General features: G+C 58.7%; 17 protein-coding genes. 10 read left to right on the top strand and 7 right to left on the bottom strand.

Features of this window, described 5'->3' with window-relative positions; all coding sequences use genetic code 11:
- Window positions 1–13 precede the first annotated feature (13 nt).
- Complete coding sequence (locus ABDK11_RS18970; RefSeq protein ID WP_346838099.1) at window positions 14–1,093, bottom strand: GGDEF domain-containing protein; 1,080 nt, start codon at window positions 1,091–1,093, stop codon at window positions 14–16.
- Between the two features lie 225 nt (window positions 1,094–1,318).
- Here ABDK11_RS18970 and ABDK11_RS18965 point away from each other — a divergent pair, with 225 nt between their 5' ends.
- The 4 genes from ABDK11_RS18965 (at window position 1,319) to ABDK11_RS18950 (ending at window position 3,443) form a co-directional block, all read left to right on the top strand.
- Window positions 1,319–1,840 (top strand): macro domain-containing protein, encoded by a 522-nt coding sequence (locus ABDK11_RS18965; RefSeq protein WP_346838098.1) that lies wholly within the window; start codon window positions 1,319–1,321, stop codon window positions 1,838–1,840.
- Window positions 1,841–1,958: 118 nt separating this feature from the next.
- Window positions 1,959–2,261: a hypothetical protein gene (locus ABDK11_RS18960; RefSeq protein ID WP_346838097.1), complete on the top strand. Its 303-nt coding sequence runs from the start codon at window positions 1,959–1,961 to the stop codon at window positions 2,259–2,261.
- A gap of 156 nt (window positions 2,262–2,417) precedes the next feature.
- The gene (locus ABDK11_RS18955) at window positions 2,418–2,630 is read left to right on the top strand and encodes a GDCCVxC domain-containing (seleno)protein (RefSeq protein ID WP_346838096.1); all 213 of its coding nucleotides are present in this window, start codon (window positions 2,418–2,420) and stop codon (window positions 2,628–2,630) included.
- A gap of 105 nt (window positions 2,631–2,735) precedes the next feature.
- Window positions 2,736–3,443, top strand: coding sequence for a hypothetical protein (locus tag ABDK11_RS18950; RefSeq protein WP_346838095.1), 708 nt, complete (start codon window positions 2,736–2,738; stop codon window positions 3,441–3,443).
- Window positions 3,444–3,621: 178 nt separating this feature from the next.
- On the opposite strand, the gene ABDK11_RS18945 is transcribed toward ABDK11_RS18950, so the two are convergent.
- Window positions 3,622–3,792, bottom strand: a complete 171-nt coding sequence (locus ABDK11_RS18945; RefSeq protein ID WP_346838094.1) for a hypothetical protein — start codon at window positions 3,790–3,792, stop codon at window positions 3,622–3,624.
- Here ABDK11_RS18945 and ABDK11_RS18940 point away from each other — a divergent pair.
- Window positions 3,791–4,060, top strand: coding sequence for a hypothetical protein (locus ABDK11_RS18940; protein ID WP_346838093.1), 270 nt, complete (start codon window positions 3,791–3,793; stop codon window positions 4,058–4,060). The genes ABDK11_RS18945 and ABDK11_RS18940 overlap by 2 nt on opposite strands.
- A 78-nt stretch (window positions 4,061–4,138) precedes the next feature.
- Here the strand turns inward: ABDK11_RS18940 and typA are convergent, their stop codons facing one another.
- Window positions 4,139–5,947 carry a translational GTPase TypA gene (gene typA, locus ABDK11_RS18935; RefSeq protein WP_346838092.1) on the bottom strand — a complete coding sequence of 603 codons (1,809 nt, stop codon included), beginning with the start codon at window positions 5,945–5,947 and terminating at the stop codon, window positions 4,139–4,141.
- 428 nt (window positions 5,948–6,375) lie between these two features.
- Between typA and ABDK11_RS18930 the strand changes: the two genes are divergently transcribed.
- Window positions 6,376–7,572, top strand: a complete 1,197-nt coding sequence (locus ABDK11_RS18930; RefSeq protein WP_346838091.1) for a TIGR03032 family protein — start codon at window positions 6,376–6,378, stop codon at window positions 7,570–7,572.
- Window positions 7,573–7,742: 170 nt separating this feature from the next.
- Here the strand turns inward: ABDK11_RS18930 and ABDK11_RS18925 are convergent, their stop codons facing one another.
- Genes ABDK11_RS18925 through ABDK11_RS18910 form a run of 4 tightly spaced genes read right to left on the bottom strand, consistent with a single transcriptional unit; the run spans window position 7,743 to window position 10,829 of the window.
- Window positions 7,743–8,924 carry a HAMP domain-containing sensor histidine kinase gene (locus ABDK11_RS18925; protein WP_346838090.1) on the bottom strand — a complete coding sequence of 394 codons (1,182 nt, stop codon included), beginning with the start codon at window positions 8,922–8,924 and terminating at the stop codon, window positions 7,743–7,745.
- The gene (locus ABDK11_RS18920) at window positions 8,924–9,625 is read right to left on the bottom strand and encodes a response regulator transcription factor (RefSeq protein WP_346838089.1); all 702 of its coding nucleotides are present in this window, start codon (window positions 9,623–9,625) and stop codon (window positions 8,924–8,926) included. The genes ABDK11_RS18925 and ABDK11_RS18920 overlap by 1 nt, the downstream gene beginning before the upstream one ends.
- The gene (locus tag ABDK11_RS18915) at window positions 9,622–9,993 is read right to left on the bottom strand and encodes a DUF3019 domain-containing protein (RefSeq protein ID WP_346840218.1); all 372 of its coding nucleotides are present in this window, start codon (window positions 9,991–9,993) and stop codon (window positions 9,622–9,624) included. The genes ABDK11_RS18920 and ABDK11_RS18915 overlap by 4 nt, the downstream gene beginning before the upstream one ends.
- Window positions 9,993–10,829, bottom strand: coding sequence for a MipA/OmpV family protein (locus ABDK11_RS18910; RefSeq protein WP_346838088.1), 837 nt, complete (start codon window positions 10,827–10,829; stop codon window positions 9,993–9,995). Before ABDK11_RS18910 ends, ABDK11_RS18915 begins: the two co-directional genes overlap by 1 nt.
- Window positions 10,830–11,226: 397 nt before the next feature.
- On the opposite strand from ABDK11_RS18910, the gene ABDK11_RS18905 reads away from it, so the two are divergent.
- The 4 genes from ABDK11_RS18905 to ABDK11_RS18890 all read left to right on the top strand — a co-directional run bounded on the left by ABDK11_RS18905 (window position 11,227) and on the right by ABDK11_RS18890 (window position 22,007).
- Entirely contained in the window at window positions 11,227–16,506 is a 5,280-nt protein-coding gene (locus ABDK11_RS18905) for an autotransporter outer membrane beta-barrel domain-containing protein (RefSeq protein WP_346838087.1), read from the top strand.
- A 77-nt stretch (window positions 16,507–16,583) separates the two neighbouring features.
- Window positions 16,584–19,370 (top strand): TonB-dependent receptor, encoded by a 2,787-nt coding sequence (locus ABDK11_RS18900; protein WP_346838086.1) that lies wholly within the window; start codon window positions 16,584–16,586, stop codon window positions 19,368–19,370.
- A 56-nt stretch (window positions 19,371–19,426) separates the two neighbouring features.
- Window positions 19,427–21,496, top strand: coding sequence for a prolyl oligopeptidase family serine peptidase (locus ABDK11_RS18895; RefSeq protein ID WP_346838085.1), 2,070 nt, complete (start codon window positions 19,427–19,429; stop codon window positions 21,494–21,496).
- Complete coding sequence (locus ABDK11_RS18890; protein WP_346838084.1) at window positions 21,489–22,007, top strand: hypothetical protein; 519 nt, start codon at window positions 21,489–21,491, stop codon at window positions 22,005–22,007. The genes ABDK11_RS18895 and ABDK11_RS18890 overlap by 8 nt, the downstream gene beginning before the upstream one ends.
- The last annotated feature ends 84 nt before the right edge of the window (window positions 22,008–22,091 follow it).

Below are 22,091 nucleotides of genomic sequence, written 5' to 3'. Positions count from 1 at the left end.
CCCGGCTCCAGCCTTACACCGCTACTACCTTGTTGCGCCCGCTGTCCTTGGCGCGGTACATGCGCGCGTCGGCCTCGGCCAGCAGCTGGCCATGGGTGGCGGTGGCCGGGTCGCCCTCGGCCACGCCGAAGCTGATGGAGATGGTCACCGGCGGATTGTAGCGCTGGCTCAGGGCTTCCACTCTGCCGCGCAGTTTTTCCGCGAGTATGCCGGCGCCGTTGAGGTCGGTGTTGGGCAGCAGCACCAGGAATTCCTCGCCGCCCCAGCGCGCGACGATATCGTCGGCGCGGGTGTTGTCGCGCAGGGCTTCCGCCACGTCCTGCAGGACCCGGTCGCCGAAGGCGTGGCCGTAGGTATCGTTGATGAACTTGAAGTTGTCCAGGTCGCCGATCAGTACCGCGTAGCGCCCCGCCAGGTGGCGGTTGCGCCGCTCCAGCTCGTTCATGGCGCGATATGCCTCACGGCGGTTGGCGAGGCCGGTGAGCGCGTCGGTGCTGGCGTGGCTCTCCAGTTCCTGGGTGAGCCGCTGCAACAGTTGCTGGGTCTGGTGGCGGCTGCTGTCGAGCAGCGCGGTCAGGGCGGTCAGGGCACCGAACACGGCGAGAAAGCGCGCCCGATAACCGGTGTCGTAATCGGCGGTGAGGCCGGGAAAATCGGGGTAGAAGAGCACCAGCGCGGTGGCGCCGCCGATCGCGACTAGCGTGGCGGTGCCGCCCTTGTAGCCGTACAGGTTGATAAAGCCGGGCACCAGCATCACCGCCCACATCAGGCCGGTATTGTTCACGCCGCCGGACAGCAGCAGGTAAAAATACAGCACCAGCAGCAGCGCGCCGACCAGCATTGGTGTGGCGCGGCTGGGCCCGGCCAGGTTGACGGTGATATAGGCGGCGAGGATCAGCGCCGCTACGCCGAACAGTGTGGTGGCCTGCCACAGGTCGCCGCCGGTCAGTGCCACCGCAGCCATGGCGCCGGTAATCGCCAGACAGAAAATCAGCATATAGCCGGATGCCTGGACGCGTCGGCGCAATTCCAGCTGGCGCGCCTCTTCCAGTGGGTCGCGCAAGGTCAGGTGATCGTGGTGCCCTGAAGTCATGGGAGTCCCTGTCTGTGTGCGGGCCGTGCCCCCATCCGGCGCCGCCTGCGCCGCCCGGGGCGCATTACCGTTGTTGTTCTTTCTCTCGACCTGGCCGCCACTGGTACCGATGTGCAAACCGCGGTGATGGGTGCGGTCAGTATATGGCGATTCGTCCCATCGCCAAAGTGGCGCCGGCCATTCCGAACTAAAGTTTGTGCAGGCCAACACACAGATCGAGCAAACGTGACGACGATAGAACTGACAAGTGGCGATATTCTGTCTTTGCGCGCCCGGGCACTGGTGTGCCCGGCGCACAAGCACCTGGTACGCGGGCGCGGCCTGTCGGCGCAGATATTTGATCGCGGCGGCACAGCGCTGGTGGCCGCCTGTGCGCAGCAAACGGAGTGTGGCCCGGGTGAAGCGCGCGCAACCCGCGCCTATGGCTTGCCAGTGACCTACCTGCTGCACACGGTGACACCGCAGTGGAGCAGTGGTGATCAGTGGGGTGCACAAGCACTCGTGCAGCTGCGCCAGTGTTACGAGAGTGTGCTCGACCTGGCCCGGCAAAAAGGTCTCGAGAGCCTGCTGTTCCCGGCGCTGGGTGCCGGCACCAACCGCTTTCCACACACCATCGCCGCGCACCAGGCGCTGGAGGTGCTGCAGCGGCGCGCGACGGAATTCGAGCAGATCCGGGTGTGCCTGCACACGCGCGCGGCACTGGCGGAATGGCGGCGGGTACAGCGGCAGTTTTTTGCCGACACCTGATGTGTTTCACGGCGGCGGCGGGCCGGGAGTTGGGCTACAGCGCCGATTGCGTCACAATGGAGTGAATTTCCTCGCGGGACCAGCGCCCGCAGTCCCTGGCGTTGGTGAAACTCTAACAATGACGGAACAGCAACTTCTCGAGATCTATTTGGCCAACCCGTGGTGGATGATCGCGGCATTTATCGTGTTCGTGGTCGGCTTCACCCTGTGCTGGCTTGGCGGGCTGATGGCCGCACTCACGGCGCTGGGCAACAACCGCTGGGGCTGGGGCCTGCTGAGTCTGGTGCTGGGCCCGTTTACCGGGCTCCCCTACGCGCTGCTGTACAAAGAGGCCACCTATCCCAAGTCGCTGATAGTGAACGGGCTGCTGGTGATCCTGGCCGCCTTATTGTTGGCTGGCGTGGGCTGGCTGGTAGCCTGATGGCTTGCCCGCTGTAATGCCATGTAATTGCGCAGGGCTGGTCATCAGGTGACAGCCGCACGGCATTATGGCCAGATAGGGATAACACTATTCACCCGCGGCCACGCCCGTGAATAAAGTGGTCGTGTGTATGGATATGATTCACACAGTGAAATGATGGAAAAGTTAATCCTGAAATCAACGATCACTTGCCCCGAGTGCCGGCATCAGAAAGTGGAAGTCATGCCCACAGACTGCTGTATTTTCTTTTATGAGTGCGAGCGTTGCCATACCCTGCTCAAGCCGAAGGCCGGCGATTGCTGTGTTTTTTGCTCATTTGGGACAGTGAAATGCCCGCCGGTTCAGCAAGGTGATGACTGCTGCGGATAATATACAAAAGCAATGAAGGCAGCCTTGTCCGACGCCAGTTTCTTTCAGGCCAAAGAATTGCTATTTTCGGGTTTCAATAGATAACTAAAATATCGGGGTATAACATTGGACCAGAAAGAGTTACAGCAGGAAATATCCAGGCTCAAGAAGTCCCAGCGACGCCTTACGCTCTATTGCGCCGGCGCTACGATTATCGCCCTGTCGGGCATTCTTATGGGGAGCATGTCTAATCGCGACGCCAGATTTGACGTGATTGACGCCGAGCGGATCAATATCAAAGAGCCCGATGGTACCATCCGCATGACGATTTCCAATCGCAGCCGCTTTCCTGGGGCCTTTATCAAAAACAAGGAAATCAAGCATCCGCGCCCAGTGGCCGGGATGTTGTTTTTCAATGATGAGGGCACAGAAAATGGTGGGCTGATCTTTAACGGCGCCCTCGAAAAAGCGGGCAAGCCCTCCAGCGGCTTGAGTTTGACCTTCGATCGATACCAGCAGGATCAACAGATGCAGCTGTTGGGGGTGGATGACGGCGGCAAGCACTTCGCCGGGCTGACCTTTAACGACGTGGCGGATGGACTGGATCGCCCGGTGTTTTCAGAGAAGGATACGCGTCTGTCCGAACAGGGCGATTACGCCATTACCAAGCGTGTCTTTTTGGGCAAGTCCCCATCCAAAAACTCGGTGCTGCGGTTGCTGGATGGTGACGGCAAAGCCCGGCTTGAATTGAAGGTGACGAAGGCCGGGCAGGCGGAGATCGTCTTTCTCGATGAAGAGGGCAACCCCGCAAAAGTCATTTCGGGCGAGCAGTGAAAAGCATCTGAGTCGACGTGCCGCGCCTCTTCAACTCACAGGGAAGTGTCTTATGCCGGTAAAGAAATGGATATTTCAAGCCATCGTTATGATCCTGCTGTTATTTGTTGTTTTCTCGGGAGTGCAATACCTCAAAGGCAGGGAGATAGAGTATGCCGTCGAGTTTGGCATACTGTGGTCATTGATCAGCTCCACCATTTTCCTGGTTGTGCGAATCAGGAATTACAGGAACCGCATCGCCTGCCAGTTGTGTAACGATCTTCCACAAAAGTAGCTGCCAGATAGCACTGCCACGCGTGGCGATCCCGGGTCGGGCGCCGTAGGTTGAAGCAAGAATGAGTCCTGACATGGAATTTACCCAACGAGAGGTGCAAATCATAAAGAGAGCCGAGCGAAGGATTAAACAGGCTGCTGTTGTCAGAGTCCTCGCTATTCTTTTTTTGCTGGCACAGATCGCGCTATTTTTCCTCGGTCAGCTGGGCTCCGATGCACTGGCATTGTCCGCATTTGCGCTAGTGCTGCTGGCCGTGCTGGTGCCACAACTGGGTGGCGCCCCCCGGTATGAGCAGCTGGTGTCATTACTCGCATCGAAGCTGCACGGTAGTGAACGGCGATAAGCCGGGAGACAGGCTGGAGTCTTTGCTGCAATAAAAAACGGGCCCGATGGGCCCGTTTTTTATTGCTGGCAGTTGCGCTTACTTCTTCGCGCGCTTGCGCATATTTTCCTGCAGGATTTTCTTGCGGATCCGGATGCTTTCCGGTGTCACTTCCACCAGTTCATCGTCCTCGATGAATTCCAGCGCCTGCTCCAGGGTGTGGCGGATCGGCGGTGACAGGGTCAGGGCATCGTCGGTGCCGGAAGCGCGCACGTTGGTCAGCTGCTTGGCCTTGGTGGGGTTGACCACCAGGTCGTTACCGCGGGAGTGAATCCCGATCACCTGGCCTTCATACACTTCTTCACCATGGCCCAGGAACAGGCGACCGCGATCCTGCAGTGCGAACAGGCCGTAGGCCAGGGTCTTGCCCTTGGTCATGGAGACCAGTACACCGTTAATGCGCTTGGCCACGTCGCCCATCTTCACCGGACCATAGTGGTCGAAGATGCTGGTCATGATGCCGGAGCCGCTGGTGATGGTCAGGAACTGGTTGCGGAAACCGATCATGCCGCGCGACGGCACGATAAAGGTCAGGCGCACACGGCCCTTGCCATCCGGTTCCATGTTGGTGAGGTCAGCCTTGCGCAGACCCAGCTCTTCCATGATCGGACCCTGGTGCTGCTCTTCGACGTCGATTACCACTTCCTCGTAGGGCTCGTGGATCTCGCCGTCGACTTCTTTCTGTACCACTTCCGGGCGGGATACACCCAGCTCGAAGCCTTCGCGACGCATGGATTCGATCAGTACCGACAGGTGCAGTTCACCGCGGCCGGATACTTTGAACTTGTCCGGGGAATCACCCTGCTCCACGCGCAGCGCTACGTTATGGATCAGCTCCTGGTCCAGGCGATCTTTGATGTTGCGGCTGGTTACGTACTTGCCTTCCTTACCGGCGAACGGCGAGTCGTTGACCTGGAAGGTCATGCTCACGGTGGGCTCGTCCACAGTCAGTGCCGGCAGCGCTTCCGGGTGGTCCGGGTTACACAGCGTGTCGGAAATGTTCAGATCGCCCACACCGGTGATACACACGATGTCACCCGCGCTGGCCTGCTCGACTTCTACGCGCTCCAGGCCCAGGTAACCCATGACCTGCAGGACCTTGGCCTTGCGCGAGTTGCCTTCGCGGTCCAGCACCACAACCTGCTGGTTGGGCTTCAGGGTGCCGCGCTTGATGCGGCCGACGCCGATCACGCCCACGTAGCTGTTGTAGTCCAGTGCGGAAACCTGCATCTGGAAGGGGCCGTCGCGGTCTACCTTGGGCGGCTCTACCTTGTCGACGATCATCTGGAACAGCGGGGTCATGTCGTCGGCCATATCGGTGTCGTCGAGACCGGCGATACCGTTCAGCGCGGAGGCGTAGACCACCGGGAAGTCCAACTGCTCTTCGGTGGCACCGAGGCTGTCGAACAGGTCGAATACCTGGTCCATGACCCAGTCCGGGCGCGCGCCCGGGCGGTCGATCTTGTTGATCACCACGATCGGGTTCAGGCCCTGCTCGAAGGCCTTGGAGGTCACAAAGCGGGTCTGCGGCATGGGGCCGTCTACCGCGTCCACCAGCAGCAGTACCGAGTCCACCATGGATAGTACGCGCTCTACCTCACCGCCGAAGTCGGCGTGCCCGGGGGTGTCGACGATATTGATGCGGTAGTCGTTCCAACGGATCGCGGTGTTCTTGGCCAGGATGGTGATCCCGCGCTCTTTTTCCTGATCGTTGGAGTCCATGACCCGCTCGGCACCCTCGTCGCGGCGGTCCAGGGTGCCGGACTGGGACAGCAGTTTGTCTACCAGGGTGGTTTTACCGTGGTCGACGTGGGCGATGATCGCAATATTGCGCAACTTCTCTATCACAAGGGGCCTCTAGGCTAACGCGTGAAATGGGGTTGGGACGGGGTATGACTGACAGTTGTGGCAGCCGGCACTCCGGCCAAAGGCGGCGATTATAGTGGCCAAGCGTGACAATTGGGAGGGAATTTGATTAAAAAAACGGCGCCGGGAGTTAAAACCGACGCTGGCGCTGTCCAGGGCTCTTAGGAGAGGGCTGTCGGACAGGTGTCTGGAGGACAACCATTTCCTCTCTGAGCCATTTTTGCCAGAACAGGGTTCTGCCTTCTGGTGAAGAGTTCTGCGTATCCGCACTCGGCGCAACAAATCGTTACAATCCCGCTGCTCTCCGCCCTGCATACGCGCGTTACAGTGCTGGTTACACCGTGTGATCGAGCACACCGCGAAGCCCCGCTAAGGGGGCTACCAGACAATAAGATGCAATGGGTATGAACATGGCAGAAGTAGCAGAGCCGACAGCAGCAGAAACCGAAGACCAGGCGGTCATCGAGCCTACCGCCGGTCATAATGAAGAGGCCGAGCCTCAAACTGACGCCCCTCAATCTGACGCCAGGGCGGCCAAGCAGCCCGAGCGCAAGCCGGTGGAACCGGTGCGCAAATCCTGTTCCGGCGGGCTCGCCAACTGGCTGCACCAGAATCAGCTGTCGATTGCGTTTACCTCATACCAGTCCGGCCGCGTCTATATGGTCGGTGCGGAACCGGGGGGCAAGCTGTCGTTCCACGAGCGCATCTTCCAGCGCGCCATGGGTATCGTCGGCAACCAGAAACGCATCTATATGGGTGGCCTGTACCAGGTGTGGCGGTTCGAAAACGTGCTGCAGCCCGGGCAGGTGGCCAACAAGATGTTCGATGCCTGCTACGTGCCGCGCAACGCCCAGTTTACCGGCGAGGTGGATATCCACGAGCTGGGCATCCAGAAGGACGGCAAGATCCTCTTCATCAACACCAAATACAACTGCCTGGCGGAGCTGAGCCTGAACCACAGCTTCCGCGCCATCTGGAAGCCGCCGTTTATCTCCAAACTGGTGGCGGAGGATCGCTGCCACCTGAATGGCCTGGCGATGGTGGACGGCAAGCCCAAATACGTGACCGCGGTGTGCAAATCCGACACCATCGATGGTTGGCGCGAGCGCCGCGATAACGGCGGTGTGATCATCGACGTGGAGACCGACGAAATCGTCTGCGAAGGCCTGTCCATGCCGCACTCGCCGCGCTGGGAAAACGGCAAGTTGTGGGTGCTGAACAGCGGCACCGGCTACCTGGGCTATGTCGATTTCAAGCACAAGGCGTTTGTTCCGCACACCTTCTGCCCCGGCTTTATGCGCGGCCTCGCCATCCACGGCGACTACGCCATCGTTGGCCTGTCCAAGCCGCGCTATGAGCGCTTCGAGGGTCTGGAGCTGGACCAGAACCTGGCCGACAAGGACTCCGAGGCCTGGTGCGGGGTGCAGTTTATCAACCTGCAGAGCGGCAATGTGGAACACTGGATCCGTCTCGACGGCCCGGTAAGTGAGCTGTTCGACCTCACCGTGCTGCCCGGCGTGCGCTGCCCCATGGGTATCGGTCAGCAGAGCAAGGAAAACCTGAGCATGGTGACCTTCGAAGATGCCACCGGGGTTGCGCCAGCCTGATCCGGTCCTCCGCCGGGGTGCCCCGCTCGCGGGCGCCCCTCTTTACCCGCCCCTCGCTACCCGCCCTTCCCAACACACCCGCGTCCTGCCAGGGCGTTGCTCCCCCGATACTTGCAACGCACAGCCTGGCAGGGGCTTTCCGCTGTCGGATTGGATCGATCGCGCGCGACTCAGGCGCAGTTGGGCCAGCGCAGAGTGGCGCGGGTGCCGCCGAGCTTCGGTGAGCGGTCCATGTGCAGGTCGCCGTCGTGCCACATCATGACCTTCTTGACGATATACAGGCCCAGACCATACCCCTGGTCGTCCGTGGCGGCGCGGCTGAAGGCGTCGGTGAGCTCCAGCGCATCGCCGCCGAGGCCCGGACCGTTGTCCTCGATTGACAGGGTGCAGCCCGTTTCGCTGTATTCGAAATACAGATCCACGCGATCCCGCGCGTATTTACTCGCATTGACGACCAGGTTCTGGATGGCGATGGTGAGCGAGTCCGGTTCGAACCAGGCCGCGCCATCGGGGAAGTAGAAACCGATCTGCATTTCCGGACACTGGGTTTCCAGGGTGGAGCCCAGGTCGGCAAAAAAATCTTCCAGGGACTGCTCGCTGCGGACAATGAACTCCTCGTTGATTTCCACCCGCGCAAAACTCAGGTACTTGTCCACCATCTGCTCGATATCGCGTGTTGCCTGTTCAATCACCCGGGCGCCGTCGTTGCTGGACTTTTCCAGCGCCATCTGGAACTTGATGCGCGCCAGCGGCATACGGATTTCGTGCGCGATGGTGCGCGCCAGATCCTGGTTCATCTGGCAGTAGCCCATGACGATATTGGCCATGCGCCGGAAGGTTTCCGCGAGTGGATAAATGGTGGAGCGGCGCTTGATCTGGGCGGGCATCTTGAACGGTTTTTTACTGAAACGGATGGCGAGGTTCTGCAGCCGGTTCAGGTCCCGGAACATGGGCCAGATCAACAGTAGCAGCGCGATCATCACGGTGCCGACCAACAGCAGACGCCAGTGCATGACGCTCTCCGCCGGCTGGTAGGCAAAGGGGCCCATCTGCAGGAAGCCCTTATCGGTCAGTCGGTAAAACAGGATTTGCCCATCGCCGGTCTCCAGACCCACGACATCGCCGGCCGCGAGGCGGTGGTTGAGTTCGTGCGGAAAATGAATGGCATTTATCGGGTAGCTTTGCGCCAGGGGCGTATCGCCGCGCTCAAGCGCCTTTGCCAGTTGGGTGGCACTGATCACGTAGTCTTCTGGCGAGTCGGCATAGATTTCCCGCAGCGCGCTGATCGCCGTGAATACAATGACCAGTGCCAGGGCCATACTGCCCAGCAAACGCAGTAACTGCAGGCGCATCAGCGTTGGCTGCTGGCGGTATGCAGCGCGTAACCGCGACCGCGAATGGAGCGGATGACCACCCCACCGGTGATGCTGTCGAGTTTTTTGCGCAGTCGGCTGACCCGCATGTCGACGACCCGATCCAGCCCGTCGAACTCCCGACCGACGACCCGGCGAAACAGGTATTCCCGGGTGAGTGGCCGCGTCGGCTGCTCGGCGAAGATCAGCAGCAGGTTGAATTCATTCGCTGTCAGCGGCAGCGCTTCACCACCGACCATCGCCTCGCGGCTTTCCAGGTCAACCTGCAGCGGGCCGAAACAGATATCGCTGGCCGCGGCCGGCCGCCGCGCGTGGCGAAGTTTCGCCTCGATTTTTGCCCACAGCAGCTCCGGATCCACGGGTTTCACCAGGTAATCGCACGCGCCCAGCTCCAGGCCGTTGACCTGATCTTTGACCGCGCTGAGGGCACTGAGGAAGATCAGTGGGCAGTTAAGCTGATGTCGGCAGCGCTCCAGCAGCTGAAATCCGCTGGCATCCGGCAGCACTACATCTGCGAGAATCAGGTCAAACTCGCGCTGGTGCAGGGCTTTCAGGAATTCGGTACCGCTGGCGGTGTGGGTCACTGCACAGCGCCGTTCTGTCAGAAAGCGGCCGATCAACATGGCCAGCTGCGCGTCATCTTCGAGCAGCAGAATGCGATAACCCTCGGCCTGACTCACAACAGCCCCCAACCGTAGCGCCGCCGGTGCCGTTTCGGCCGGTAGCGGGCGACCTTGAGAATCTTGCTGGCGACCTGATTGCCACTGTCGCCTTCTGTTATCAGGAACTCCAGGCTTTTATCAGTGGCGATATACACGTGCATATCGCGGAGGCGGTTACCGGCAAAACAACGGATCAAGCCCCGGTCGGAAATTGCCAGGCAGTAGCGTTGATTGTCATCCGCAGCGAACGTTATAGAGACCGAAATGTCGCAGCGCGTTTCATTGGCGTCGATGGCGCAGAGTGACGGTGTCAGGCTCAGTTCCGCTGCGAACCCGGCCAATGGGGCAGATAGAACGGCGAACAGAAGCAGGAGTGATTTCTTCATCACTCCCCTCCGAATGTGTACTGGATGCCGGCGAACCAGCTCAGGGTTTCGGGCTTATCGATAAAGCGCGGATTCCTGCCACTCAGATCAAGATGGTTATAGCGGGCGGCCAGGCGCAGTTCAAACCGCTTGCTCAGCGGATAGGAAAAATGCACCCGCGCATAAAGATCGGTCACATCCCCAGCCGGAAATAACCGGGCGTAGCGCGGCGCGAAAACACCCGCTTCGGAATCCGTAAAATGGTAGTAGTAACGCACCAGGTCGGCATCTTTCTGTGTCGCGCCCAGGCTCAAGCCAATGGCGCCGTCCAGAAGGGGATATCGCTTGTCCAGACTGAGGTGTGTCTCGGTGCCCTGGTGCACGTTGGAAATATCGTGAAACCAGGCAAAGGACACATCGACGTAGTCGTTTACCCAGGTGAAGCTCGGGCCGCCCATGACCGATACATCGCGATCAATGTCACCGACCTCGGGGGCACTGAGATGGGTCAAATAGGAAGTCAGTGATCCGGTGGTGACGGCGTCTTTATCCAGCTTGTAATAGAGGCCGTCTTCGTTCGGTCGCGCGACCAGATCGACATAAAAGTTCTCGTTCTCAACCAGTGCGTAACCCACAGTCAGATTGCTGACAAAAAAGCGGTCGCCGTAGTAACTGAATGAAGGCAGGAAAAAAGTTTCGCCAGACTCGTGGTCGGCAAGAGGATTTTCCAGCACACCGGCGCCAAGCGCGATGCCGAACTCCCACGTGGGGGCATCTTCAGTGGGGGCGGCGGTCGCGGTAACGCTGTTGAGCTGCGCGAGGAGCGCGAGCAGGACTGCTCTGATTCTTGTGTACATCGTTATTATTCAGGTCGAGAGCTGACATTGCTTTCTATCGTTTTTATCACGTTTGCCAAGTCCGTCACTATGAGTTGGGCAAAATAGTCACAATTCGTTACAAAAATGTAATGGCTGGAATTTTTATCCGGCCAGTCTACCGGTTACCAAATAATCCACCGGCGTCCAGGTCGTCTGCATATGTCGCCAGAATACGATCGCGGCTGTAACCCCATCTGACTCCCATCTGTTTTTTGGCATTAGGTGCCGCCTTGTTTTTCATTTGACGTCAGTCGCCCCTGACAAACTGTTACGTGAATCCCTTGGTGCGCTTGAGTACCGGCGTGGTTTCATCTAACCGTCGAAAAATTTGAATAAACGTGCAAACAGAATAATTTTCTCTTGGGGGAAACACTTTATGGCCGTTAAACAAGGCTTTCCAAGCGCGCCGAGCCGGCTGACCTCGGCGGTTCGTACTGCTCTCTTTACTTCTGCTGCGGTCACTGCCATTGCAGTCGGTGCGCCCGGCCATAACGCCTACGCACAACAGGTGGGCAGCTGTAATCCAACCACCATCGAAAATACCGGCAGCGCACTGTGTAGCGGCGCCTTCGACGCGAGTATCGAGTTCGACGTTGCGGACATGACTGTGGTGGATGCTACCACCGGTGACTCGACTCTCAGCGCGGGCGACATTTCCGTTGTGGTCGCCGAGGGCAGCACCGCATCAGGAATTGCCGTTACCTCCGTCACTGCCGCAGAAGCCGGCGCAGAGTCGATGGGTTCGGTAACGATCGAGAACCACGGTGATATCGCCAACAGTGGTGAAAATGACATCGAGGTGGACCCTTCGCTCATCGTCAGCAAGCCAAATCACGGCATTCGCATCTGGCGGCGCACTGCGGGCGAGAACAGCGGCTACTGGTGGGGCAGCTCGGTCGCCATCGATGAAAATGGCGATGCCGTTGGCGATGCAAAAGATTTCGACCACCACATCACCAACCAGGAATTTGATTCCTACCTCAACATTGACCCGTCTTCCGCCGACTATGGCGACCGCGACAATGCGGGCGCCGGCCCGGTAGAGGATCTCACCTTTATCTCGGCACCCGAGGGTACCTTCGGCAGTGGTGCCATCGGCATACTCTCTGCGGAAACCGAAGCGGGCGATATCGCGATTACCAACACCGGTGACCTCACCGCCGGTAGCGGTGGTTCCATTACCTACTACTCCGATTACCGGGTGATTAACGCGACGGGCAGCTTTGCAAATATCGATACTGATGGCGACGGTGTTCTCGACACCCGTGTGTACGGCGGTCGCGATCAAGTCAGCTTGCGTGAAGACGATATCAAGTCGGCAACCGTGTATGCGGCCGGCATCGCTGCGAACAGCACTTCGGGCAATATCGCCGTCAAGAATGAAGGCACAATTACCGCGGGCGATACCACCAAGGGTATCGTTGTGGAAACTGTCGATGGCGATATTGCCATTGCCAACAGCGGCGATATCTCCACCGGCGATAATTCCATTGGCATTCACGCAAAAAGTGCGATCGTCACCGAATATTCCGGTGTGTCCTATCACTACACCGCCAGTCAGGCGTATGCGACCGAATACAATCAGGCGCAACGCAGTTTCTTCGGCGGCGTTACACCGCCGAGCTATTCGCACTTTGTCCGCGAATACGACGTAACCGCGAACACCGTCGATACCACAGACAGCGTTATCGCCGTGGAGAACTCCGGCAATATCAGCGTTGGTGCCGCGGGCACCGGCATCAAGGCTGAAAACCCCTCCGGCGAGCGCATCGATATTGTCAACTCCGGTGATATTTCCGTCGCTGAAGGTGCCGGTGGTACAGGTATTTACGCCTCCACCTCGGCAAATCTGGAAGCCAAGAAAGAGCAGGAATACTGCTTCCGCGGCTGTACTTATGAGCGCAGCGACGCCTATTACGTTGAGAGCGGTGAAGCCAACGAACTCAATGTAAAATATGGCCTGAGCAACCGCGAGGAATTCCGCGGTGAGGTCGCCAGGGGCGAAGGTACGATTGACTTCAACTCCACCGAGCAAAAGGAACTGTTCGGTTTCGGCGCGGAGATGCCGACGGGCCTCTATTACACCCATCTGCAAGCGGTGATGGGTGGCTCCATCGTTTTTCCGACACCGACCGGGGAATACACCGAGGTGCAGACCAAGCATTATCGGGAATATGTGCAGTGGACTGCGACTGGCTACTTTGACGATGAAGGCGATATCGCCATCAGCAACAGCGGCAATATCGATATGTCAGACGCGACCTTCGGCGTGGGTATCCAGGCCGTTGGCCTGGGCGATACCGCGATCGTCAACAGCGGTGACATTGATGTCGGCACCCTCGGTCGCGGCATCGTCAGTCAGGGGGCGGGAAAGACCGAGATATACAACAGTGGCGCCATCAACCTGAACAGCGCCGGTAGCGCGGGGATCACGGTTGCCAGCCAGCACTTCGGCGATGACGTGGAGCTGAGTGGTAACGCCGCCGATCAGGCAACCGCAGACGCGTTTGGCGGCTTCCACAATGACGATACCCTGGTGATCAACGACGGCGTGATTCAGGCGTTCAATGATTCGAGTGAGCTGATCGAATACGGCGAAGCCGGTACGGTTGCCGCGATTCCGCTGACTACAGCGGGTATTTCGGTTAGCGCGCACAACGCCAACTTCCAGAATTCGAGCGTGAAGTTCACCCAGTACGGCCAGGGCGTGGTCGACCATATCAACGCCAGCAATTACGCGCGTCACGAGGCGGATATGGAAGCCTATGCCGCGGGTGATATTGCGCTGGACGAGGTGTGGGAATACAACAAGATCGAGATCGACGAGAGTGTCGAACTATCCAATGTTCGCGTAGTTAACAGCGGCGATATTGCGCTTAGCGATTTCTCTAGCGGTATTGAAGTACGCGCGCGCTACGGCGATGTTGTGGTGCAGAACAGCGGCGATATTTCCGTGGGTGATGGTATTCATGCCGTATCCCCGGTTTACAGCGCCTTTAATAGTAATTCTGCCGGTGTAAAGCTGAACAACTTTGGCATTGAAGGGCTGGCGAACCACTACCTGTTCAACACCGGAACAGTGACTGCGGGCGATATGGGCGACGGTCTGGTATCGCAGAGCTTCCACGGCTCCAGTACCGTCGTGAATGATGGTGTGGTCACCGTGGGCGATGGTCACATCATTCTCGCCGCGGATTCTCCCCTCGATAGTGACCACGGACGCCTGACTCACGGTGTAACGAGTGTCACCGGTGGCGGCCACGATGCCTATGCTACCGCAGTCAACAACGGCGAAATCAATTCGGGCGATCGCAGCATAGGGATGGTAGCGAGCAATGCGTTTACCACCGGTGCGTTCATTTCCGATGAGTTTGGTCACGATTTTACTGCCTCGGCAATCAACAGCGGCATCATCAATACCGGCGACAACTCGATTGGCATTCTCCTGAATGGCTATACCGCCATGGCCTATAACAGCGGCAGCATCACTGTGGGTGGTGGCCATGTTCAGGATACAAACCTGATTAAGGCGGGTGCCGGCATGAGCTCGGCCACTTCCGCTGCGGGCAATGCCACCGGCTTGATGCATGTGCTGGTCAACGCCGGGGAAATCCGCGGTGGTGACCAGATGATCGGTGTTCACGCCAATGCGGTGACCGCCTATGCCATACAGCAGGCTACCGGTTCCATCAGTCTCGGTTCGGATACTGCTGGTCTCGTCGCTATCGGCCAATCTGCGAATGCCCAGAATGCCGGTATCGTGACAACCGGTGATTCATCCAGCGGTATGGTTGCCCGCGGTGACCGCTTTGCGACGCTGTTCAACAGCGGACAAGTCAGTGTCGGTGACGACTCTATCGGCGCGCAGGCTTTCGGCGTCCTCGCGCGTGTGCAGAATTCCGGCACCATTTCCGCCGGTGACAACTCCACCGCGGTGCGCCTGTCCTCCGCGATTATCAACCAGGTGGATCCGGAAACCGGAGAAGTCCTCGGTCAGTTGGGCGGTTACGTGCAGAACCAGGGCACCATCAGTGCAGGGCACAACGGTATCGCCATCGAGAGTACCGAAGATTATGCCGCGAGCATCATCAACTCCGGCGTGATCGAGGGCTCCATCGTGATGGGTAACGGTGACGACCTGCTGTACAACGCCGTACAGACTGACGAAAACGGCTATGCCGTCGGTGCCGGCCGTATTGTATTGAACGATGCCTCCATCGATATGGGCGAAGGCGTCAACACCTTCCGCAATGTGTTCGGCGATATCGCCTTCTCCGGCGAGAGCGTCATCGACCTGGGCACTGCAGGTGTCATGCAGAACTACTCCTCCGGTGAAAGCTATGTCTCCATCTCCAGCATGGACGGCACTATCGGCGATACGCTGACCATCAATGGCGACGTGAACTTCACGACCGTACAGGGCAACAACGGCCTGCTGCTGGTGGATACCAGCTCCATGGGTAGCGACAGTATCGTTATCAATGGCGATCTGACCGTCGATGAACAGCTCAACGCTGCCGGCGACACCAAGCCCTCCAACCTGCGCGTCGGCATGAATGTGCTCGACCAGGGCAAGGGCCAGCAGACCGCCGAGATCCTGACTGTGAACGGCGAGCAGAAGCTCGATAACGTGGTGCTGGCCGGGCTGGGTGGTGACTTTGCCGATACCATCGTGAATGCAGAGATGCAGCAGGACGCCAACGGCAACTGGGTGATCGCCTACACGTCCGGCCTCTCCAACCTGGGCGCAGCGGCCAGCTCTGTCTCCCACCTGGCGGAAGGATTCTGGATGCGCTCCGCCACAGCCTTCCAGGATAGCGAGCGCGCGGTCAACGCTTCGGAATATGGTCGCGTCGCCGGATTCCAGATGTGGACCACCGGCTTCCACACCGATAGCGATGTGGACAGCCAGGGCGATGTGGCCGGGCAGAAGCTGGGCTTCACCCAGCTGCTGAGTGGCTCCATGGTCGGTGCGACTTACTCCACCAAGCTCGGCGGCAGCTGGCTGTCTGTCAGCCCGATCGTGGGCTACGGCTCGGCCGACGGTTCGCAGATGGAACAGCAATCCTCCTCGGCGCTGAATACCAAGTCGCTGGCCCTCAGTGGTACCTGGAGTATGGCGGACTTCTACGCCAGCGCCATCTACCAGAAGGTCGACTTCGACGCGTTCGTCAGTGCCGCTGGCTCCCGCGGCAATACTAGCGGTAAAGCGCACGGTTTCAGCCTGGAGGCCGGCTGGAACTATGTGCTGGATTCCGGTATCGCGCTGACCCCGTTTGCGCAGTGGAATGACGTCAAGGTGGAGATGGACGCGTTCACCTCTTCCGACGGCAACTTCGACTATGCCTACGATCTCGGCAACAGCAAGCGCGCGCGCCTGGGTATGAACCTGAGCAAGTCGTTCAAGTTCAGCGATGGCGTGGTCATGCCCTATGCAACCGTCAGCGTGCTCGACACACAAAATGCGAACAATCACGACCTCTATTCCAACGGTGTGGCTTTCAGCAGTGATGTGTCCGGCCAGGGCTTCAACCTCGACTTCGGTGTCGACGGCCGGTTCAGCACCTGGTCCGTTAAAGGTGGTCTGGGCGTTCACAGCGGTGACGTGGACAAGAACGGCCTGAGCGCCAGCTTCTCTATCACCCGCAACCTGTAAACCGCGTTGGCAGGGGGCGCAGCTGCGCCCCCTATGTCGAAGATTTTCATCTGGGCGGATGCCCACAGGAAAAGAATATGTTTGAGAAAAATAGGCTCTCCATGTGCGTGGCGACAGCGCTATTGGGGCTGGTTGCGTCGATGCCGCTGGCTGCGGAGGAGCAGCAGGGCAAGGAGCAAAAAAGCGAAAGCAAAGAGCAGAAAAAAGCCGAAGAGAAGTCTTATTCAGAGGATGCATTGGTCATTCATCCGAGCGATAAGGCTATCGAAACCATACAGGTCACCGGCTCGCTGATACCGCGCACCTCGTTCGACGGACCGGACCCCATGACGGTCATCGGCGAAGAGGAAATGAAAGAAAAAGGCCTGCTGACTGTCGCGGATGTGATCGACTCCCTGTCGGAAAACAGCGGCTACCGCGAAGGCGATGCCGGCAACCTGCTGTCAGGATTTACCGTGGGCGCGAGCGAAGCGAACCTGCGCGGCCTGGGTGCCGGCCGCACTCTGGTACTGGTCAATGGGCGTCGTATTGCCGATTACCCGCTGCCGTTTGGCGGCGAGCAGAACGGTGTCGACCTCGGCACCATACCCAGCTCGGCGCTCTCCCGCGTGGAAGTGCTGAGTGGCAGCGCCTCGGCCATTTACGGTTCCGATGCGGTGGGTGGGGTAATCAACCTGATTACCAAGCGTGACATGGAACAGACCATGGTGTCGCACACCACCGGTATCTACGAAGAAGGCTATGGCATGGTCAATACGACCTCCTTCACCACCGGTAAGGCATTTGAGCGCGGCTCCGTCACCTTTAGCCTGGAGAACCTGTCCACCGAGCCGGTGTACGCCAACGACGTCAGTTTTCTGGATGATCGCAAGTTCATGGTCAGCGGTATTTCCGTGTCGCGGCAGGACCTGGTCAATACAGCGAATAGCGGTCCGGCCTCGCCCGCCGGTTATAGCTGTGAAGCCAATGGCCTGATCACCACTCAGACCTACGGTGACGACGGGCGCACGGTGTGTAATTACGACGCCTCTTCGGGGATTGCCATGGCGTCCCAGGTGGACCGCACTTCCATGTTTGTCGACGGCCGCTACCAGTTAACCGACAACATCAGCGCGTTCGCCACCGTGCTGACCTCCAAGCAGGACGTGGCCAGTTCCGTGCCGGCCAACAGCTGGTCGGGTTTTGTGATGAACACCGACGGCAACAAGGGGGCCAGCATCACCCGCAGCTTCGCCCACGACCTGGGTAACACCGAGTCCACCTATGACCAGGAGATGTGGACCGTGATGTTGGGCGTGCAGGGTGACCTCGAGCTGGGCGGCAACACCTGGAACTGGGATCTGGGTTATTCGAAAGCGCGCTTCAACGTGACGCAAAAATATGCAGCGCTGCGTGAAGAAGTGCTGCGCGACTGGATCCTGGATGGCGCCAGTGATTACACCGAGCTGGGCCCGAATACGTATATGGTCGACAACGACTTCTATGACAACAGTCTGGTCGACAATATTTTCCGCGATGCTTCGCAGGATCGTGAAGCGCTGATGGGAACCGCCACGACCTTTGCCGACTCCAGCGCACAGTCACTGACTGCTAAGGTGGTTGGGGACCTGAGTGACTTCGGCGTGCTGTACAACCCGGTCACCGTGGCGATCAGCGCCGACTGGTCGAGCCAGAGTACCGGTATCGACCCGGATGAGCGCTCGCGCAACCTGAACGGTAATGGCTGGCTGAATGTGGGTGCTATCGAGGCCAATGGCAGCCGCGATCGCACTGCGATCGGCGCCGAGTTCCTGGTGCCGGTGACCGAGGATCTGGAGCTGACCCTGGCTACCCGTATGGACCGCTATGACGACTCCAGTGCTATTGGCGGCCGCAGTACTTCCACCATGAAGTTCGTCTATAGCCCGTTCGATATGCTGAAGTTCCGCGGCCACTTGGCACAGACATTCCGCGCCCCGGATATGTTCAATATCTACGGTGAATCTACCGGCTTCGCGTCAATCACTGACCTGCTGGGTGGCGATTGTTATGACGGTGAAAACTTTACCGGCGTCTGCCCCGGTTACACCGTGACTTCCATCCGTCGTGGCAGCCAGGAGCTGGACGAGGAAAAGGGCAAGGATATTGGTTTCGGTATCGTGTTTAACCCGACCAACCATGTCAATTTGTCCGCGGACTGGTACAAGGTGCGTCTGAATGACCTGGTGCTGACCGAGAGCGCCTTCGGCCTCATGTCTAACGAGTGGCAGTGCGCGACTGGCGGCCTGCCGGGTGGCAGTAAATTCTGTCAGGACGTCAATGACCGGATCATTCGCGACGAAACCGGTCGTGTCGACACCATCATTATCGAGCCGCAGAACCAGGAGTATCGCGAGCTGCAGGGCCTCGACGTGCGTATGTCCACGTCGTTTGAGTCGGCGAAGTTTGGCCGCTTTGGCATGGGTATGAACTATGTGAATACGCTGTCGCACGAATGGCTGCAGTTTGCCGGTGATGAGCCGATCGATCTGCGTAATGGCCAGCCGGGCCAGTCTTTGCCGGCCACGCGCACCAGCCTGAATTTCAGCTGGAGCAACCCGCTGAACGGGTTCCGCTCGATTGGTGCGGGCCTGTTTATTCAGCGCCAGGGCCGTGTGGACAACTTTGTCGGCACCAAGAAGCTGGAGCCGTATTACACCGCGAACCTCACCGTAAACTACAAGGCAAGTGCACGCATGAATCTGGGCCTGACGATCCAGAACCTGACTAACGCCATGCCGATTACCGATGAGACCAATCCCTACTGGCCTTACTACTGGAGCCACCTCCAGAGCCCGATGGGACGCAATGTAAATCTCTCTTTCAGCTACTTCCTGAGTAACTGAGACCCTGCTGATGTGTCGACCGGCATCCGCAGGGTGCCGGTTACAGGAGTTAAGTGATGAAAATCATAAAAATGCTAAGCACCGCCCTGTTGACCGGCGCGGTCGCAGTTGCGGGAGCCGCGTCGTTGCCGGCAGCCGCAAAAGACGCCGAGACGGCAGCGCCATTCTCCAGCCTGGGTGAAATGCCGGTTCCGTTTGAAGATATCTTCCGCCCGGTTGCCTATACCAATCTGCGCATTTCCCCGGATGGCAAGTATTTCGCTGCAGCCAAGGTGAATGACGATGGCCTGGGCGATGCGGTGATCATTGATCGTCGCACCATGAAAGTGAACGCCACCCTGCAAATGGCCGGTGATGTGGGTATCTCCAATATCCGCTGGGCAAACAAGGAGCGCGTGCTGTTTGCCTTTACCATGAAGTCGGCCGTGTCCGAAAATGCCAGCACCTCGCAGATTGCGGCAATGAATATCGATGGCTCGCGCAAGGAGATCGTGTGGCACGGTACCAGCGACTACGGCGGCGGCGAAGGCGCGCAGCTGCTGAGAAAATTGGATAACCGGCACTACCTTGTAGCGGTATATCCCTCGGGCTCGGCCCTGTCCTTTCCGCTGAAGTATATCTACAAACTGGATATTTACACCGGCACGACCCAGCGCGTTGCGCGCTCGCCGATCCGCATGGGCCGGGCAGTATTCGACAAGGAGGGTGAAATCAGCCACTGGGTGGGCAAACTGCCGGACGACTTTGATGCCACCGTGGTTGCCGCCCGGAATTCAGCCAATGGCTGGGATGAATCTGTCTTCCACAATAAAAACGGCTACTTCGAGCCTCTGGCCTGGAGCAAAGACAAGGACTGGATGTGGTACGAGGACACCCTCGAGGCACCCACCAAGGGGCTCTACAAGGTGAACGTGAAAACCGGCGAGAAAAAGCTGGTGTACCGTCACCCGCACGTGGACTACGACAGGATCTTTTACGATGACGATGGCAATCCCTGGGGTGCGCTGATCAATTACGACTACCCGAAAGTGGTCTACATCGACGAAGACAACCACTATGCCAAGACGCACAAGCGACTGCAGGGTACCTTCCCGAATATGTACGTGCAGATCGTGAATCGTACCAGCGACGGCAACGAATGGGTGGTGCACGCGCGCGATGACCGCCGTGCGGGAAGTTACTATATTTACAACCAGTTTGACGGCACGCTGAAGTTCCTCGCCAACCAGGCCGAGTGGATTGATCCAGCGAAGATGCCGACGACCCATCCGCTGCGCTTCAAGGCACGCGATGGACTGGAGATCAATGGTTACATCACCCTGCCGGTGAACAAGGACCCGAAAAAACTGCCGCTGATTGTTCTGCCTCACGGTGGTCCGCACGGTCCGCGCGATTACTGGGGCTACAACAAGGAGAGCATCCTGTTCGCCAACGCCGGTTATGCGGTGATGCATGTGAACTATCGTGGTTCTGGCGGTTATGGTCGCGACTTCCTGTACGACTGGTATGGCCACTGGGGCCTGGAAATGCAGGACGACCTGACCGACGCGACCTACTGGGCAATCAACTCCGGTATCGCGGATCCGGATCGCATCTGCATCTACGGCGCTTCCTACGGTGGCTACGCTTCCCTGATGGGAGTCACCAAGGAGCCGGACCTGTACCAGTGCAGCATCGGTTATGTGGGCGTATACGACATGAGTATCTTCAGCACCCACGGTGATATCCGCCTGCGCAAGGCGGGGCAGAAATACCTAGCCGAAGCCACCGGCACCGATCCGGAAGTACACCGCCAGCGTTCACCGGCAAAAAATGCCGATCGTATCAAGGTGCCGGTCTTCCTGATCCAGGGTGCCCGCGACATTCGTGTACCGATCGAGCATTTCTATGCAATGCGCGATGCGCTGGTCAAGCAGAACCATCCGCTGGAGACGCTGGTCGCACCGCGCGCATTCCACGGTGCCCACGAGCGCAACAGCCAGATGGAAATCTACTGTCGCATGCTCGACTTCTTCAATCGTCATATTGGCGACGGCAAGCCCACCGATCCGCCGGCGGCAGACTGTGTGCCGGAAGGCGCCGATGGCCTCGATTACACCTACTACGAGGAGGCACCGCGTGGTTAAGTCGATGATTGCAGCCGTGTCCCTGCTGGTTGCCAGCCAGGCGTTCAGCCTGGACTGGCAGCGCCCGGATTGCAGCGGTTTTGACCGGTTCAGTGAGTGCCGCAATGCGGAGAAAAATGCCTATCGCGAGAAAAAACAGAAAGAATTTCGCGAGAAGGGTCTGTCATTCTGGTACTACGAACGCCCGGATCTGTCCGAAAACGAAGCCATTGAGCAGGCGCTCGAGGACAAGGTGGAGGGGGCGCTGTACTTCTCCTTTACCGTCGAGCGCGACGGTAGCGTTTCGGAAGTGCACCTGAAAGACAAGACCAGTCAAGCGGTCGAGGTGTTTGCTCCGCCGATCCTTGCCGCGATCCAAAACTGGCAGTTTGTGCCCTCCGAAAAGTCCTGGCCCGAGCAGGAGTGGCGTTATCAGTTTTACTTCGAAGCGGATAAATGCGAGGGAGACGTCAAAGACAAGGCAAAAGGGTCTTCAGCAGCGTGCGAAGGTGACGAGCCAAGCGAACACTGACACCCTCAATCAGAATTTCTCTGGATCGGGAAAGTCCCAACAGCGGTAATCCGCTATACCCCCAAAAAAACCCGGTATGGATAC

The organism is Microbulbifer sp. SAOS-129_SWC (assembly GCF_039696035.1).
GTDB lineage: Bacteria > Pseudomonadota > Gammaproteobacteria > Pseudomonadales > Cellvibrionaceae > Microbulbifer.
Note: the sequence above shows the minus strand (reverse complement) of the source record. Positions and strands in the feature narration are given on the sequence as shown.

What these genes read in the sequence shown, in the direction of transcription:
- ABDK11_RS18970 (WP_346838099.1), bottom strand. Translation starts at nt 1,093, where the DNA reads ATGACTTCAGGGCACCACGATCACCTGACCTTGCGCGACCCACTGGAA.
- ABDK11_RS18960 (WP_346838097.1), top strand. Translation starts at nt 1,959, where the DNA reads ATGACGGAACAGCAACTTCTCGAGATCTATTTGGCCAACCCGTGGTGG.
- ABDK11_RS18955 (WP_346838096.1), top strand. Translation starts at nt 2,418, where the DNA reads ATGGAAAAGTTAATCCTGAAATCAACGATCACTTGCCCCGAGTGCCGG.
- ABDK11_RS18940 (WP_346838093.1), top strand. Translation starts at nt 3,791, where the DNA reads ATGGAATTTACCCAACGAGAGGTGCAAATCATAAAGAGAGCCGAGCGA.
- ABDK11_RS18945 (WP_346838094.1), bottom strand. Translation starts at nt 3,792, where the DNA reads ATGTCAGGACTCATTCTTGCTTCAACCTACGGCGCCCGACCCGGGATC.
- ABDK11_RS18930 (WP_346838091.1), top strand. Translation starts at nt 6,376, where the DNA reads ATGGCAGAAGTAGCAGAGCCGACAGCAGCAGAAACCGAAGACCAGGCG.
- ABDK11_RS18925 (WP_346838090.1), bottom strand. Translation starts at nt 8,924, where the DNA reads ATGCGCCTGCAGTTACTGCGTTTGCTGGGCAGTATGGCCCTGGCACTG.
- ABDK11_RS18915 (WP_346840218.1), bottom strand. Translation starts at nt 9,993, where the DNA reads ATGAAGAAATCACTCCTGCTTCTGTTCGCCGTTCTATCTGCCCCATTG.
- ABDK11_RS18910 (WP_346838088.1), bottom strand. Translation starts at nt 10,829, where the DNA reads ATGTACACAAGAATCAGAGCAGTCCTGCTCGCGCTCCTCGCGCAGCTC.
- ABDK11_RS18905 (WP_346838087.1), top strand. Translation starts at nt 11,227, where the DNA reads ATGGCCGTTAAACAAGGCTTTCCAAGCGCGCCGAGCCGGCTGACCTCG.
- ABDK11_RS18900 (WP_346838086.1), top strand. Translation starts at nt 16,584, where the DNA reads ATGTTTGAGAAAAATAGGCTCTCCATGTGCGTGGCGACAGCGCTATTG.
- ABDK11_RS18895 (WP_346838085.1), top strand. Translation starts at nt 19,427, where the DNA reads ATGAAAATCATAAAAATGCTAAGCACCGCCCTGTTGACCGGCGCGGTC.